This is a genomic window from Pelagimonas sp. (assembly GCF_050633425.1).
Taxonomy (GTDB): domain Bacteria; phylum Pseudomonadota; class Alphaproteobacteria; order Rhodobacterales; family Rhodobacteraceae; genus Pelagimonas.
Window position 1 is genome coordinate 68501 of the sequence record NZ_JBOEGM010000019.1, and the last position, 15401, is coordinate 83901.

Sequence of the window (15401 nt, forward strand, 5' to 3'; positions counted from 1 at the left end):
TTCTACTGATGGTGTACTCCGCTTTGGGAGAGTCGCAGGTTTTCTCTAGCTTCTGACATGCGTTAGATGCGGATCATATTGGCCTTTGGGGACGATTTCGGCCGTTTCCATGTGGCCCAGCATGTCAATTTGCACCGCCGTTCCGGCATTGGCCAAATCTGGATCGACAAACGCATAGGCAAGGTTTTTGCCGGTGCGATGGCCATAGGCACCCGACGTCACCGTGCCGACAACCTTGCCCTGGAGCATCACCGATGCCCCGGCCTGCGCCGCGGATGTGTTGCAGGTGACGTTCAACGTCACAAGGCGTTTTTGAGGGCCAATGGCCAGACGTTCGGCCAGTGCCTTTTTGCCGATAAAGTCGGGTTTGGACATGTCTACAAAACGTCCCAAGTCCGTTTCATACGGGTCGAATTCGGTCAGGATATCAGCTTTCCAATGCAGGTATCCTTTTTCCAACCGCATCGAGTCGACAGCCAACCCGCCAAATAGTTTCAAACCATGTTCCTCCCCGGCCTCGCGGAGCGCCAGATAGGCAGCATAAAGCGAGGCATTCGGGATGTGAATTTCATAGGCCAGTTCGCCTGAGAAGCTCACCGCCATCACAGTGGCCGGAGCGATTCCGATGAAGCATTCACGCACCGACAGCCATGGGAACCCGGTTTTTGACCAATCATTGCGGCTCACCTTGTTCATCACATCGCGGGATCTGGGCCCGGCGAGTACCAGAATGGTTTGATCATTGGTTAGCGCGCGCATTTGAACATCGTCATCCGCGCCAACATGAGATTGCAGCCAATCCATATCATGGCATTCGGCCGCAGCCGCAGATCCAAGCCAAATCCGCTCACTGCCGCGATCCGTCGCCGGGAGATTGGCAATAGTCACTTCGCTTTTAAGCATGCCGTGGTGGTTGAGCATATATCCCAACCCAACCCGGCCAGATTTACGTGGCAGGCGCCCACAGATCATCCGATCGAGGAAGGCCCAAGCGTCGGAGCCCGTCACTTCAATCCGGTTGAATCCATCAACTTCGCAAAGGCCGACCGCTGTTTGCACCGCATTCACTTCGGCCCCGACCAGATCATGGCTTTCGTCAAACCGAAAGCTGTGAGTGATGTGAAAATCGGCATTCGGTTTGTAAAACTCAGCGCGCTCCCACCCGTTGACCGTTGTAAACACAGCACCTTCAGCGGCCAAAACCGGCGTCAAAGGCGTGGTTTTCGCCATGCGGCCTGCGGGGCGATGTTCATTGGGGAAATGAAAGCGAAACTCGTTTTGGTAATCTTCGATGGCCTTAAGCGCAGTCAGCTCAACATTGGTATGGGCGGCAAAGCGGCGGGGATCGATGCACCATGTGTCATAACAGGCCTCACCATGCACGATCTGCTGGGCCAGCAGCCAGCCATGTCCACCACCTTCGCCAAGACCCGCGCGCAGACCGATAATACAAAACGCATTTCGTTTGCCGGGGATTGGACCAACCAGGGGCGCGCCATCAATGGTATATGTGATCGGGCCGTTTACGATCGTCTTGATGCCCACATCGGCCAGGGCGGGCATACGTTCAAACGCCCCCTCGAGCACGTCCGTGATCCGGTCGAGATCATCTGGGCAGAGCGCGTTGACGAAATGCGGGTCAATGCCATCCATACCCCATGTTTTACAGTTTTGTTCATAGAACCCGACCAGCAAACCGTTCTTTTCCTGACGGCAATAATAGTCACTGATCGGGCACCGCAAGAGCGGCATGCGATGGCCTGCATCGCGGATTGCGGGGATGTCATCGGTGACGAAATACTGGTGTTCCATTGACATGACCGGGTGGTGCACACCCATCATCGCGCCCACTTCGTTCACGCGATACCCACAGGCATTCACAACGATTTCGCAGGTGATGTCGCCGTGCTCGGTATGCACCGTCCAACTGTCGTCTTTGTGTTGGGTCAGGCCCGTGACGGGGGTGTTGCGATACACTTGTGCCCCTGCTTTGCGGGCTCGGCGGGCCAAGGCTTGGCACAGGCTGGCCGGGTCGATGTCACCGTCATTGCCATCCCAAAGCCCGCCAACCAAATTGTCTGTGGAAATCAGCGGATGACGACGGGCGCATTCGGCGGCATCAATGACGTCGAAATCAACATTCATGCCACGTGCCATCGAGGCAAAATGCCGGTAGCCATCCATCTGCGCCTCGGTATTGGCAAGCCGAATGCCACCATCTCCGTGGTTGTAGCTCACCGGATAATCGGGATCATCACGCAGCTCTTTGTAGAGATTGATAGAGTGGGTTTTCAGACCCACCATGGTTTGGTTCATGCCAAAATTTGTGACCTGCGCCGCCGAATGCCACGTGGTGCCGGACGTCAGTTCGTTGCGTTCGAGCAAGACAACATCACTCCATCCCTCTTGGGTCAGGTGATACAGCGTGGAACATCCGGCGATCCCGCCACCGATGACGACAACTTTGGCATGCGATTTCATGATGACCCCTTTGTTGATCTGGTGCCACCAGAGCGAGGCAAAGGGGGGCACGTCAATGCCAACCCATATTTCCTAAAAATCAGGAATAAGAATTTAGATTTTCAGGAAATTGTGTGCGCCAATTGATTGGCAGCTTCGCAAGGGGTCCTGTGGGATCAAGCCAGACCGAGGGTTCATGGAACAGAGACCAAACAAACCGCGCCGATCCGGGCGCAAAGCACGGCTGACTGCTCGCGCGGCCCCGCCCAAAGTCAATCCGGCTCCGGCCGGTCAAATCGGGGGGGCTTATACACCGCTGGACGGCCCTCAAATGCAGGCGATTTTAGACACGGCGCTGCGATTATTGGCTGAGCTGGGGATGGGCGAGGTTCCCGACAGGTTGCAAGCTGACCTATTGGCGGCAGGCGCGGTTGAACTGGGCAACGGAAGGATTGGATTTCCCGAATTCATGGTGCAACAGGCAATCAGTGACGCGGCCAAAGAGTTCACCCTTTATGGCCGTGATCCAGATCGCGATATTCATGTGGGCGGCGCGCGGGTCTATTTCGGCACTGGTGGCGCGGCGGTCAATACGCTTGACTTGGACAGCGGGCTTTACCGCCCATCGACCCTGCAGGATTTGCACAATTTCACCCGGCTTCAAGACACTCTGGACAACGTTGCGTGGTTCACGCGCTGCTGCATCGCCACCGATGTGCCCGATATGTTTGATCTGGACGTCAACACCGCCTACGCGCTGCTGCGCAACACCACAAAACCCGTTGCCACCGCCTTTACAATCGCAGCGCATGTCGACCCGATCATCAAGATGTTTGACATTGCTGCCGGTGGCGCAGGGGCCTTTGCCAAGCGTCCGTTTTGCAAAGCCCATATAAGCCCGGTCATCTCACCCATGCGGTTTGGCGAAGACGCGGTGGATGTGGTTTACAAATGCATGGAACACAACATTCCCATGTCGTGCATCACTGCGGCACAGGCGGGTGCCACTGCGCCGGCCACGCTCGCAGGTTTTTTGGCGCAATCCTTGGCCGAGACATTGGCGAGTTTGGTGATGGTTAATGTGATCTCGCCGGGTTTTCCGATGGTGTTTTCGAATTGGCCGCTAGTGATTGACCTGCGCAGCGGGGCCTTTGCGGGGGGTGGCGGGGAAACGACAGTGCTCAATGCCGCGTCTGCGCAGCTGTCGAATTGGCTGGGATTGCCATCTGGGGTGGCCTGTTCGATGACCGACGCCAAGGCGATTGATGCGCAATATGGGGTTGAAAAGGGGATGACCAGTTTGGCAGCCGCTCTGGCCGGTGGCAATCTCATCTATGAAAGCTCAGGCATGACCGCAGCCCTTCTTGGGGCCAGTTTTGAGGCCTTCATTCTTGACGATGAGATGCATGCCATGACCTATCGCGCATTGCGCGGGGTCGAGGTGAGCGAGGAAAATTTGGCGTTTGAAACCATATGCAATTCGGTATTGGGCGCGGGGCACTTCCTTGGGGCAGATGCGACCTATCAGGCAATGGAGCGTGATTATCACTATCCGAAACTGGCGGACCGAGAACAGCCCAAAACTTGGCAGGATCGCGGTGCCAAAGATGCATGGAACCGTGCCAACAGCCGTGCGCGCGACGTGCTGAACACGCACCATCCCACCTATCTGAGCCCCAAACAGGACCAAGACATTCGCGCCATGTTCAATATCTTGGACTGACCGTTAGTCGGGCAGAAGTCGATACCCATCTCGCAGCCAAGGATAGGCCGTTATGATCGGGCCAATAGTGTGTGTCGCGAGCTGACTGCGCATCGCCGTCAAAACCGTTTGGGCAAGACTGTCCAAATGCGGCTCGGCTACAAACATCGAAATTGTGCGCGCAAATGTTTTGCGCGGAAAGGGCAGGAGCGTGACCTGTCCTTGAAACCGTTTGGACCGGCCGTAATTGCTTGGCGTGGTTATGGTCCAACCGCCGTTTTGCGCGACGAGTGCCATGATCGAAGATGTGCTGTCGAGCTCATGGGTGTTGTCAAGTTTGATCCGCAGACGGGCCAATTGCGCTTCGATCATCATACCCATGATCTGGCTACCCATGTATCGTAAGAATGGCAGTTCGCTACGGCCTTGAACAAAATCTTCGGCCGTCGTCTCCGATCCTGCTGGCACCGCCAAAACAAAGGGATCGCGCAACATCGGCATTTCCGTCACATTCGCCAACGGAGTTTGCGGCTGTGTGGCTATGCCAATATCCACGTCGCGATTGCGCAGCAGGTCGAGGATATCGTGGCTCATCCTTGTGTAATGGGTCAATCGACAATTCGGCAGGGCGGTGGCCAGAAGTCGGGTGATTTCGGGGCCGATATCGCTTTCAAAATCCTCAATCATTGCAAACCGCAAACGGCGCAGAGTTTGTGGTGCCAGAGTTGTCACGTCGGATCGTGCTTGGTCCAAAAGGGCCAAAACCTCTTCTACATAGCGCAGATATGTCGCCCCTTGCGCCGTGAGCCGCATCGGTCGGCACGAATGGTCGAACAGCGCGGTCCCCAAGTGCCTTTCCAAATTTTGCAAATGATACGACACGGTGCTGTCAGATTGCTGCGTCTGAGCCGCGGTCATTTGCACCGAACCCGATTGCGCAAGGCTTTGAAAGGTTGTGAACCATTTGAGAGAGGGAATTGAATCGGCCATGTGCCCATCTAAATGCGCAAGCGTAGCAAAATGACAGCGCAAAATGCGCGGACTACCGGTTTCCCATTTGACCCAACTGGTTCTACAAATCGGCTTGGCAGATGGGGTGCTCTCGTTCATGTGGCAGGGGGGATGTCCCGCAGGTGAGGCTTGATGATAGCTGAAACGAGATGTCAGGTGAAACGCGCAACCAATCTCCTAGAGGTTTCATGAAGTTTCCAGAACTAAAAATCCCGAACGCCGTTGATGTGCTTGAGCACAGTATTGAAGGGCTGATTTTTTCTGGTGCAATCCGGCCAGAGACCAATCTGCCGTCTGAGCGTCAGCTTTCCAAGGATATCGGGGTGTCCAGAACAACCCTGCGCCAAGCGTTGTCGCGGTTGCAGGCCAAAGGGCTTTTGCGCTCGGCGGCCAATGGCCACCAGATTTCAGACGTTATCGATGAGGTTTTGACCCAATCGTTTCATCAGCTTGGGGCTGACAGCGCAGCGCATCTCTTTGATGTTTTGTCTCAGACATGTGCGGGCATGACGCAGTCCGCAACCCGTCGTGCCAACCCGTCGGATCGCAACAGAACCCAAGCCGCAGTGGACCAGATGGTTCTTGAAATGAGCGACACAGCGAGCGAGGCGGCCACTGAGGCCTTTTACGATTTGGTTATGAAACTGGTTGAGGCCAATTATAACTTCTTTGGCATTCAAGTCGTGCATAATCTGCTGTGCGGGTTTCGCGCGTCGATAGGCGCCGGGCTGGCTCAGATTGCATCTCAGGCCGATGCGGTTGAGCGGTTTTGCCATACTGTGAGCCGTATCGCGGATGGGGACGGAGACGTGGTGAGGTCTCTGATGGAACAGATTAGGATTGCCGCTCTGGAAAGCAATTTTGGTCTGAGGTTTGAGCTGCCATCAAAGGTCTCAGAGATTTCGCCCCAGGAACGCGCGTATCATGATTTGGCGGCACGAATTTGTGACGGAACATACCAGGTTGGTCTGAAATTCCCGAACCTAAAGGACCTGTCCCGAGAGATTGGACATGCGGAAAACGCGGTCAAGCTGGCGTTTCATCAGCTTGCTGCAAATGGGCTTGTCCAATTTGAAAAGCGAGGCGTGGTCAGTGTCGTTTCGAACATTCGCAAGGATCCCATTGCGGCTTTGACAAACGCTATTTTGAGACATCCCGCAGCGGTCGAAGCCATGTTTGAATTTCGGCTTTTGCTTGAGGAGTGGACGGTAAGTGTTGCCGCTCAGAAAATGAATGTGGAACAGAAAGACGCCTTACGTGGTCTGCTGGGGCGCATGGAACACGCGGTGCAGGCCGAGCCTCAGGCATATCCGTCTGTCGACATTGAGTTTCACAAGCTGCTTGCAGAGAGCTGTGGGAACCCGGCGCTTAGCGCCCTTTTGGAATCCTTTTGGGCCATCATTGAAAGGGTGACATCCGACTGGCTCGTGCGGCACGCCGAGTATGCGGGCGATAACCGGCCTATTCACAACCAACATGTCGCTATTTTTCGGGCCGTTGTCGCGTGTGATGGGCCCGCTGCGTCGGATGCGATGCGCGATCATCTTTCCTATGTCGTGGATGGTCTCAGGGATTTAGAACGGCGCAAGGGTTTTGAAAATATTTCTGATATCCGGGCGCTATTGGCTGGCGGGTGAGGCTTTCACCGCAACAATCAGATCCATGACATTCGTGCCCGTCGGCCCGGTGACGAGCAGAGCGTCACTATCGGCCAATGCATCGCCTGCATTGGCGCGGGTGATCGCGTCATCGTGGCCCAGCGATTGCTTGTATGTTGATCCATCAATAATGCCGCCGGCCGCATTTGTGGGGCCATCGGTCCCGTCGGTTCCTCCAACGACGACTGTTATGCCATCAACGCCTTGAAGCTCGCGCGCTAACAGCAAAGCCAGCGCTTGGTTTCGGCCCCCATTTCCGGGGTTTTCAGGCAAGTTCACAACGGGTTCTCCGCCCCAAATGTAAACGCCCTCTGCCCCAACGCGCAACGCGTCGGCCAACGTTTTCGACAGGTCGGAAATTTCACCGCTTAGGGTTTCGCTGTTTTCAACACAGGCCTCCCCACGTCGCGTGACCTCACCCGCGACAGCTGCGCGCGCCGACGCGTTGTTAGCCGCAACATAGCTGTTCATCGTGAAAGCACGGCTGCCCTTGGCGGCGATATGCCCGATACCAGAACCGATAACATTGGGATCGTCCTTGGCGACGTCCGAAATGAAAACAACATCGACATGTGCGCCTTTGAAATGCGACAGGAGCCCGCCTGACTTGATCATGGAGAGCTCGCGGCGCGCTGCGTTGATTTCTTCAATCGTGCGATCTTGGCTGATCATGTCTTGGTTCAACTCACGCAGATCGTCCAAGGTGATACCGGGCGTGAGAACCTCAACCAATGACGACGCGCCGCCCGAAATCAAAAGCAACAAGCGATCATCGCTCGTAAGACCCTGGACAAATTCCAGCACCCTTTTGCCTGCGCGCAGCGAATTTTGATCCGGGATCGGATGCGCGGATTCAATGATCTCGACTGCGCTGTTCGCGGTCAGCGCGCTCTCAGCGTGCCCGTATTTGGTGACAACAAGAGCCTTGGTGCCCTGTCGGGCGATTGTCATGGCGCCCAGCGTCATGGCGGCGGCTGCCTTGCCAATGGCTACAATGCCCGTTGGGCTGGTTAGCTTATTGGCTTTAATGACCTGTGTCACAGCGTTTGACCCAGATGCGCTGGACACCCCCGTTTTCCAAAGGTCCAACGCAAGCTGCCGCCGCGTGGCTGTATCCGATGTGAGATTGGTCATGTCATCCTCCGATTAGACTTGGTCTAATAAATATACCAGACGCGTTCAAGATGAAACAACTGCGGATCGTGATCATGTGCCTCCGCGGCACGCCGTTACAAATCTGAAACGCAATGTTCATTTGAGCGTCACGACGCTTTCAAATGAACGTCACGAAATTCGCTGTAAATGCGGCAAACGCTGTTCACGTGGATTTGTCCCATTTCGTATTCAGATCGCCAAAATCACATCCTGCTAGAAGTTCAGAAGCTTGGCTTTTTGGGTATTGAGGAGATGGCTGACCGCTATTGCGTGTCACCTCAAACCATTCGCCGCGATGTCAATATCCTGAGCGAAGCGGGAGAATTGCGGCGCGTTCGCGGCGGTGTGGATATGCCGGTTCCGAGGGGCAATCTGGTCAATGCACATCGCAGCGCCTTGAACGCGCCCGGCAAAAAGGCCTTGGCCGACCTGGTCGCGGCTGAGGTGGAAGATGGCTCTTCCTTGGCGGTTTCGATTGGGACAACACCGCAAGTGGTGGTCGAAGCGCTGATCGGCAAATCTGACCTGAACATTTTCACCAACAACCTCAACGTTGCAATGTTGGCAAGCGCGCAAAGCAATTGGTCGGTGACCATACCCGGAGGAACGTTGCGGGCGGGCGACCGCGATGTTCTTGGGCCTGCCGTCGAAAACTTCTTCGGTCGCTACTGTGTCGATTTCGGAATTTTCGGGGTCGGAGGGGTGGGCGCAACCGGCGATCTGTTGGACTTTACAGAAGAGGAAGTCGCTTGCCGCGCCGCCATTCAGGCCAGTTGCAATGCGGCATTTCTGGTGTTGGACCGAAGCAAATTTGGCCGCCGCGCCCATGTTCGTGGTGGCGACATTTCATCCGTTCATACGGTGTTTTGTGATGCCGTGCCGCCCCCACACATTGTTGACATGCTGTGCGCCTCGGGCACCGGCCTTGTCACGCCCCAAGCCGGAGATGGACATGAGTGATTTTGCCCTAAATGGCCGGTCCATCCGGCTTCAGTCCCTTCGGAAATCCTGGGGGGATGCCGTTGCGCTGCATGATGTGTCTTTGTCTATTCCTGCCGGATCCTTTACCGCGCTGCTTGGCCCTTCGGGCTGTGGGAAATCGACTTTGTTGCGGTTGATTTCGGGCTTGGAAACACCAACACAGGGTGACGTTTTTGTCGATGAGGTTGCCGTAACCTCAGACCCGCCAAGTGCGCGCGACTTGGCCATGGTGTTTCAATCCTACGCACTGTTTCCGCATTTGTCGGTGGCAGAAAACATCATTTTTGGCCTGCGCACCCGCCGCACCCCAAAGGCTGAGCGCACCAGAAAGCTGGACCGTGTCGCAGCGTTGCTCGAACTGTCGCATTTGCTTGGCCGCAAACCCAGCGAACTTTCGGGGGGACAGCAACAGCGGGTTGCGCTTGGCCGTGCGATTATTGCCGAACGCCGCATATGCCTGATGGATGAGCCTTTGTCCAATTTGGACGCAAAGCTGCGTCAGGACATGCGGGCCGAATTGCGCGATCTGCAACAAAAACTTGGGTTTACAATGGTCTACGTGACCCATGATCAGGCCGAAGCCATGACAATGGCCGATCAAGTTGTCTTGATGAAGAATGGCCATATCGAACAGGTCGACACGCCGCGCGCCCTATATGCACGCCCTGCAACGCCCTTTGCAGGGCAGTTTATTGGCACCCCGCCCATGAACTTATTTGACCCAAATGATATGCCCGATGCTCAAGTGTTTGCGACGCATCGCGCCCGGTCTTGTCAGTTGGGGCTGCGTCCCGAAGACATTTATATTGCCCAAGACGGCCCGCTCAACGGACATGTCGAAGTGGTCGAATTCTTCGGGGCTGATGTGCTGATGACCTGTCGGATTGGGACGGCTTTGGTGCGCGTGCGCGGCGCAGGTCATACCGATTTTCCACTCAACTCTCCGATTTCATTGGGGTTCGACGCCGAAAACCTATCGGTGTTCGATACCCAAAGCGGGGCCCGTATCTCCAACGATCACGCGCAAGGTTTGGTCCTTGCGTCTTCAACTTAGCAAAGGTTTTAAATCCATGCTTGTGAACTTTCTCAAAACTTCCGCTGCCGGTGCCGTTTTGGCCTTGGCAACCAGCGCTCCGGCATATGCTGTTGAACTGGAATTTTACTTTCCTGTGGCTGTTGGCGGTGCCGCGGCTGATACGATTGAAGCCCTGACGGCCGAATATACGGCCGCGCATCCCGATGTTTCGATCAACGCCATATATGCGGGGTCGTACAACGACGCCTCGACCAAAGCGGTCACAGCGGCGCGCGGTGGGAACGCCCCGCAATTGTCGGTTCTTTTGTCGACCGAAATGTTCACCCTGATGGATGAAGACCTGATCGAGCCCTTTGACGCCTATCTGACAGACGCGGAACAAGCCGATTGGATCGGTGGATTTTACCCGGCCTTTATGCAAAACTCGCAGACGGGCGGCAAAACATGGGGCATCCCATTCCAGCGCTCGACCCCTGTTATGTATTGGAACAAAGAGGCCTTTGCCGAAGCCGGTCTGAACCCTGATGTCGCCCCGGCCAACTGGGACGAGCTATTGACCGCCTCCAAGGCGCTGACCAAAAAAGATGGTGCTGGCAATGTGACCCAGTGGGGGTTGCGCATTCCATCGGCTGGCTTCCCTTACTGGCTGTTCCAAGGGCTTTCGACGCCTGCTGGAGCGATCCTGGCCAATGCCGAGGGCAACAAGACCAACTTTGACGACCCCAAAGTGGCACGGGCTTTGGAGTTTTTGGTTGATCTGTCCAAAGAGCACGCTGTTATGGCCGAAGGATCGATTGATTGGGGCGCGACCCCCAAGGCGTTCTTCGAAGGCGAATCTGCCATCATCTGGACCTCGACCGGCAACTTGACCAACATCCGTACCAACGCGCCGTTTGATTTCGGAGTTGGCTTCCTGCCGGCGGATGAGCGTTACGGTGCCCCAACTGGCGGCGGCAACTTCTATTTGTTCAAGGATTCAACCGAAGAGCAGAAAGACGCTGCGGTTGATTTTGTTCAGTGGATCACCGCCCCTGAGCAAGCGGCGACATGGTCGATTGCAACCGGGTATGTGGCACCGCGCGCCGATGCTTGGGAAACCGATGCGATGAAAGCCTATGTCGCCGAAGTGCCCGCCGCTTTGGTCACCCGCGATCATCTTGAACACGCGGTGGCAGAGCTGTCGACATATGAAAATGCCCGTGTGACCAGCTTCCTAAATGATGCATTGGCCGCAGCAATTGCTGGCGAAAAATCGCCCCAAGATGCCTTGGCTGATGCTCAGGCCCAAGCCGAAGCTGTTCTGAAAAGCTACCGCTGAACCAACTTAGGAAAGGGGGCACTCATCGCCCCCTTTTACCCTCAACTCACCGGATTTCTTCATGCGCCGTGACTGGATATATGCTTGGCTGCTTTTGCTGCCCGCGATGATCATTCTGATCGGGTTCACGCATATCCCGGCGATTGAAACACTCATCAACAGTTTCTTTTCCACCGGTCGGGGCCGACGCCCATCTGTGTTTGTCGGGTCTGAAAACTACGCCACGCTTTTGGCCGATCCGGTGTTTTTCAAAGCCTTGATGAACAACCTGATTTATGCCGCTGTAACGATCCCGGTGTCGATCATTCTGGCCCTTCTGATGGCGGTGTTTGTGAATGAAAAGCTCTCGGGACGCGCCTTTTTGCGCATGGCGTTTTTCACTCCGACCGTGCTGCCGTTGATCGCTGTCGCCAATATCTGGATGTTTTTCTACACGCCGGGTTTTGGTTTGATTGACCAAATTCGCGGGGTGTTTGAATACCCGGCGCAAAACTGGGTCGGGCAAACCGATACGGTTTTGTACACGATGATTGCCGTGGCCGTTTGGAAAGAGGCCGGTTTCTTCATGATCTTTTATCTGGCAGCCTTGCAAACCATTCCAACGCCCTTGCGCGAAGCCGCTGCTCTGGAAGGAGCAAATCGTTGGTATTTCTTTCGCCGGGTGACGTTGCCATTGATCATGCCCACCACGCTGTTTGTGTCGATCAATGCGGTGATCAATTCCGTGCGCCTCATCGACCACATTTTTGTCATGACCGAAGGCGGGCCGAACAACGCGTCGAAACTGTTGTTGTTTTATGTCTACGAGGTGGCGTTCCAGTATTGGGACACGGCCTATGCCGCGACGCTGACGGTTGTGATTTTGGGTATCTTGGCCGCCGTCGCCATTGCGCAATTCTACTTTCTTGATCGCCGGGTGCATTACAAATGAACCATTTGATGTTTTCATGGGAGCGCGCATTGACCACTTTGGCGGCATGGGCTTTGGCGCTTTTGTGGGTTTTGCCGCTGGCGTATGCTGTTTGGACGGCATTTCACCCGTCTGAATATGAAACCCGGTTTGATATTTTGGCGCCCCTGACCTTGTCCAATTTCGCAGATGCATGGGCACAGGCTCCCTTTGCGCGGTACTTTTTGAACACCACTATCCTTGTCACCATGATTTTGGTTGGGCAGATCGCTTTGGGCACTTTGGCGGCCTATGCCTTTGCTCGGCTCGATTTTCGGGGCAAGGGCATCTTGTTTTCACTGGTGCTGGTCCAGCTGATGGTGATGCCCGACATCTTGCTGGTTGAGAATTACAAAACCATGCGTGATCTCGGTCTTGTCGATACAATCTTGGCCATTGGGCTTCCCTACATGGCTTCGGGCTTTGGCATCTTCCTTCTGCGTCAGACCTTTATGACGATTCCCCAGGAATTAGACGATGCGGCTCGTATCGAAGGCACGTCAATCATGGGGCGGATTTGGCGGGTTTACATGCCACTGGCCAAGCCGACCTACCTTGCCTTTGGGTTGGTCTCTGTGTCGGCGCATTGGAACAATTTCCTATGGCCACTGATCATCACCAATTCGGTTGAAACCCGTCCGCTGACCGTTGGTCTGTCAATCTTTGCCGCCACCGATTCAGGCATCCAATGGTCGATTATCAACGCGGCAACCCTGCTGACATCCGGGCCGCTGTTGCTGGCCTTTCTGCTCTTCCAACGCCAATTCGTGCAAAGCTTCATGCGCGCTGGCATCAAATAGGATCCCTTCATGACCACGCTCCCCCGCCTTGGCGCAGCTTTGAAACATGACGCTTTTGCGCTTTTGCAAACCTGGATGCGTGATCATGATCGCGCGCTGGAAATCCAAGATTTTGTAACGTTTCAAGCCATTGTGCATGATCGTGAGGCACTTCTGTCTGCCTACAAACCTCTGCTGGACGGGTATCATGGCCCGGTCGGCATTCACGGGCCTTTCCTTGGGCTTGATATCTCGAACCCAGATCCAGAATTGCGCGCTATCATCACTCAGCGTTTGCTACAGGGCCTTGAGGTCGCAGAATCCCTGTCGGGCACTCATATGGTCGTCCACAGCCCGTTTACCTTTTGGCACCGGCTGAATGACCAAAACTATGAATGGCTGCGTCAATCTTTGTTTGAAGCCAGCCTTGAATGCCTCGCTCCCGTGGTCAATCGGGCGCGCGACATCGGATGTGTCTTGATGTTGGAAAACATTGATGACGCCGATCCGTTCATGCGCGTTGATCTGGTGCGTGAGGTTGGCTCGGACCACCTCAAAACCTCCATCGACACCGGCCATGCGCAATTGGCAAACGGTCAATACAAAGCGCCGCCCGTCACCGACTTCATTGCCGCTGCTGGCGACACGCTGGGTCATGTGCATTTGCAGGACGCCGATGGGTATGCCGACCGTCATTGGCACCCAGGAGAAGGCACCTTGCCTTGGCCTGCCATTTTTGACGCCATTGCACGAACCGGTGCCAATCCGCGTCTGTTGATTGAGCCGCGCGACCGCGAACATCTTTTGCCGCAAACGGTGGCTCTCTTGGAGGCACGCCAAATCGCCTGTTGATCGCGGGCTGTCGGCAAGAACTGGCCGTGTGTGATGGACCGACGGGCGGGCTTGGACTAGCTTTCCAGCAGGGGCGTTCAATACCCCTGCTTTGGAAACCAGTTTCGGGATGTTTTTGTGATCATTCGTTCTTGCCTAATCCTCTTTATGCTCGCACTGGCACCTCTGCCGGCGACGGCCCAAAACCGCACCGCAGTCGAGCGCCAGTTTCAAACATGGTTAAAGCAAACAGTCTGGCCTGCTGCGCGCAAACAAGGTGTTTCACGAGCGGTGTTTGATCGGTCTTTTGCCGGGGTGTCCTTGAATTGGAAATTGCCGGGATTGGTGCCGCCGGGCGGTACCTCGGTACCAAAGAAACAAGGACAGGCGGAGTTCGGTGCCCCCTCAAAGTACTTTCGACCCGCATCGGTGGACGGCACAGCAAGCATGGGGCGACGCATGGCCAAGGCCCATCGCAGCACCCTTGCGCGGATTGAGAAAAAGACCGGTGTTCCGGGGCGGATCGTTTTGGGTATCTGGGGCCGTGAAAGCGGGTTTGGCAAAGTGCCCATCAAGCATAACGCAATCGAAGTTCTCGCGACCAAGGCATTTATGAGCACCCGCAAACCATACTTCTATGGTGAGCTGGTCGCCGCGTTGCAAATCGCCCAGGCGGGGCATGTCGGTTCACAAACGATGAAAAGCAGTTGGGCCGGGGCATTGGGTCAACCGCAGTTTATGCCCAGCAGTTTCTTGAAATACGCCGCTGATGGGAACGGCGACGGACGCGCCGACATTTGGCAATCCGAGGCCGATACAATTGCCTCAATCGCCAACTACCTCAAAAAGCACGGTTGGAAGACAGGCCGCGATTGGGGGTTCGAAGTCACTGTGCCTGCCTCTGTGTCTTGCTCATTGGAAGGCCCGGATCAGGGGCGCAAAATCCGTGATTGGGCAAAGATGGGGGTGCGCCGCGTGTCTGGCAAAGCCTTTCCTGATCATGAATTGCGTGCCGAAGGGTTTTTGCTCATGCCTGCGGGTCGTTCCGGCCCGGCCTTTATCGTGACGCCGAATTTTTACGTTCTGAAAGATTACAATACCAGCGATCTCTATGCGCTGTTTGTCGGCCATGTCGGCGACAAAATTCAATATGGAATGGGCGATTTCACTGCGAGTTGGGGCAAGACCGACAAGATGCTGCGCTCTGACATTGCCGCCATGCAGCGCGGATTGGAAAAGCTGGGGCATGATGTAGGCGGTGCAGACGGTTTGCCGGGATACAAAACACGTCGGTCGATTGGCCGGTGGCAAAAAGCGACTGGCCAAACCGAAACCTGTTTTCCTGCGGCGTCTATGAGCAGAGCATTGGCCCGTTAGGTCCATCAGTACATATATGTGTGTTGAGGTGCGATCGGGGCCTTCGGCGTTCCAGAGATGCGAAGGTCATAGGACTGTCCAACTACTCGTGATTCCATTGAGACTGTGATGCCGCGCCATCCGTCCCCAGCGATTCCTGAATTT

At 55.4% G+C, this 15401-nt stretch carries 12 protein-coding genes; 9 read left to right on the forward strand and 3 right to left on the reverse strand.

Features of this window, described 5'->3' with window-relative positions:
* Positions 1-45 precede the first annotated feature (45 nt).
* Positions 46-2481: an FAD-dependent oxidoreductase gene (locus ACRBB0_RS15675; protein WP_431375386.1), complete on the reverse strand. Its 2436-nt coding sequence runs from the start codon at positions 2479-2481 to the stop codon at positions 46-48.
* Positions 2482-2656: 175 nt separating this feature from the next.
* Between ACRBB0_RS15675 and ACRBB0_RS15680 the strand changes: the two genes are divergently transcribed.
* Entirely contained in the window at positions 2657-4183 is a 1527-nt protein-coding gene (locus ACRBB0_RS15680; RefSeq protein ID WP_431375387.1) for a trimethylamine methyltransferase family protein, read from the forward strand.
* 3 nt (positions 4184-4186) lie between these two features.
* Here the strand turns inward: ACRBB0_RS15680 and ACRBB0_RS15685 are convergent, their stop codons facing one another.
* Positions 4187-5152, reverse strand: coding sequence for a LysR family transcriptional regulator (locus ACRBB0_RS15685; RefSeq protein ID WP_431375388.1), 966 nt, complete (start codon positions 5150-5152; stop codon positions 4187-4189).
* A gap of 209 nt (positions 5153-5361) precedes the next feature.
* Between ACRBB0_RS15685 and ACRBB0_RS15690 the strand changes: the two genes are divergently transcribed.
* Positions 5362-6810, forward strand: a complete 1449-nt coding sequence (locus ACRBB0_RS15690) for a FadR/GntR family transcriptional regulator (protein WP_431375389.1) — start codon at positions 5362-5364, stop codon at positions 6808-6810.
* Here the strand turns inward: ACRBB0_RS15690 and ACRBB0_RS15695 are convergent.
* Entirely contained in the window at positions 6793-7965 is a 1173-nt protein-coding gene (locus ACRBB0_RS15695) for a DUF4147 domain-containing protein (protein ID WP_431375390.1), read from the reverse strand. The two genes, ACRBB0_RS15690 and ACRBB0_RS15695, sit on opposite strands and share 18 nt — an antisense overlap.
* 168 nt (positions 7966-8133) lie before the next feature.
* On the opposite strand from ACRBB0_RS15695, the gene ACRBB0_RS15700 reads away from it, so the two are divergent.
* From ACRBB0_RS15700 to ACRBB0_RS15730, 7 genes are all read left to right on the forward strand, one after another.
* Positions 8134-8946 (forward strand): DeoR/GlpR family DNA-binding transcription regulator, encoded by an 813-nt coding sequence (locus ACRBB0_RS15700; protein WP_431375391.1) that lies wholly within the window; start codon positions 8134-8136, stop codon positions 8944-8946.
* Positions 8939-10021 (forward strand): ABC transporter ATP-binding protein, encoded by a 1083-nt coding sequence (locus ACRBB0_RS15705; protein ID WP_431375392.1) that lies wholly within the window; start codon positions 8939-8941, stop codon positions 10019-10021. Before ACRBB0_RS15700 ends, ACRBB0_RS15705 begins: the two co-directional genes overlap by 8 nt.
* 16 nt (positions 10022-10037) lie before the next feature.
* The gene (locus ACRBB0_RS15710) at positions 10038-11321 is read left to right on the forward strand and encodes an ABC transporter substrate-binding protein (RefSeq protein WP_431375393.1); all 1284 of its coding nucleotides are present in this window, start codon (positions 10038-10040) and stop codon (positions 11319-11321) included.
* A gap of 61 nt (positions 11322-11382) precedes the next feature.
* A complete protein-coding gene (locus ACRBB0_RS15715; protein ID WP_431375394.1) occupies positions 11383-12252 on the forward strand; it encodes a carbohydrate ABC transporter permease in 870 nt (289 codons plus the stop codon).
* Positions 12253-12260: 8 nt separating this feature from the next.
* Positions 12261-13070 (forward strand): carbohydrate ABC transporter permease, encoded by an 810-nt coding sequence (locus ACRBB0_RS15720; protein WP_431375398.1) that lies wholly within the window; start codon positions 12261-12263, stop codon positions 13068-13070.
* A gap of 9 nt (positions 13071-13079) precedes the next feature.
* Positions 13080-13901: a sugar phosphate isomerase/epimerase family protein gene (locus ACRBB0_RS15725; protein ID WP_431375395.1), complete on the forward strand. Its 822-nt coding sequence runs from the start codon at positions 13080-13082 to the stop codon at positions 13899-13901.
* Between the two features lie 147 nt (positions 13902-14048).
* Positions 14049-15257, forward strand: a complete 1209-nt coding sequence (locus ACRBB0_RS15730; protein WP_431375399.1) for a lytic murein transglycosylase — start codon at positions 14049-14051, stop codon at positions 15255-15257.
* Positions 15258-15401: the final 144 nt, after the last annotated feature.

Excerpts from the sequence above, each read along its gene's own strand:
- ACRBB0_RS15675 (WP_431375386.1), bottom strand. The coding sequence starts at position 2,481 with ATGAAATCGCATGCCAAAGTTGTCGTCATCGGTGGCGGGATCGCCGGA.
- ACRBB0_RS15680 (WP_431375387.1), top strand. The coding sequence starts at position 2,657 with ATGGAACAGAGACCAAACAAACCGCGCCGATCCGGGCGCAAAGCACGG.
- ACRBB0_RS15685 (WP_431375388.1), bottom strand. The coding sequence starts at position 5,152 with ATGGCCGATTCAATTCCCTCTCTCAAATGGTTCACAACCTTTCAAAGC.
- ACRBB0_RS15690 (WP_431375389.1), top strand. The coding sequence starts at position 5,362 with ATGAAGTTTCCAGAACTAAAAATCCCGAACGCCGTTGATGTGCTTGAG.
- ACRBB0_RS15695 (WP_431375390.1), bottom strand. The coding sequence starts at position 7,965 with ATGACCAATCTCACATCGGATACAGCCACGCGGCGGCAGCTTGCGTTG.
- ACRBB0_RS15700 (WP_431375391.1), top strand. The coding sequence starts at position 8,134 with ATGCGGCAAACGCTGTTCACGTGGATTTGTCCCATTTCGTATTCAGAT.
- ACRBB0_RS15705 (WP_431375392.1), top strand. The coding sequence starts at position 8,939 with ATGAGTGATTTTGCCCTAAATGGCCGGTCCATCCGGCTTCAGTCCCTT.
- ACRBB0_RS15710 (WP_431375393.1), top strand. The coding sequence starts at position 10,038 with ATGCTTGTGAACTTTCTCAAAACTTCCGCTGCCGGTGCCGTTTTGGCC.
- ACRBB0_RS15715 (WP_431375394.1), top strand. The coding sequence starts at position 11,383 with ATGCGCCGTGACTGGATATATGCTTGGCTGCTTTTGCTGCCCGCGATG.
- ACRBB0_RS15720 (WP_431375398.1), top strand. The coding sequence starts at position 12,261 with ATGTTTTCATGGGAGCGCGCATTGACCACTTTGGCGGCATGGGCTTTG.
- ACRBB0_RS15725 (WP_431375395.1), top strand. The coding sequence starts at position 13,080 with ATGACCACGCTCCCCCGCCTTGGCGCAGCTTTGAAACATGACGCTTTT.
- ACRBB0_RS15730 (WP_431375399.1), top strand. The coding sequence starts at position 14,049 with ATGCTCGCACTGGCACCTCTGCCGGCGACGGCCCAAAACCGCACCGCA.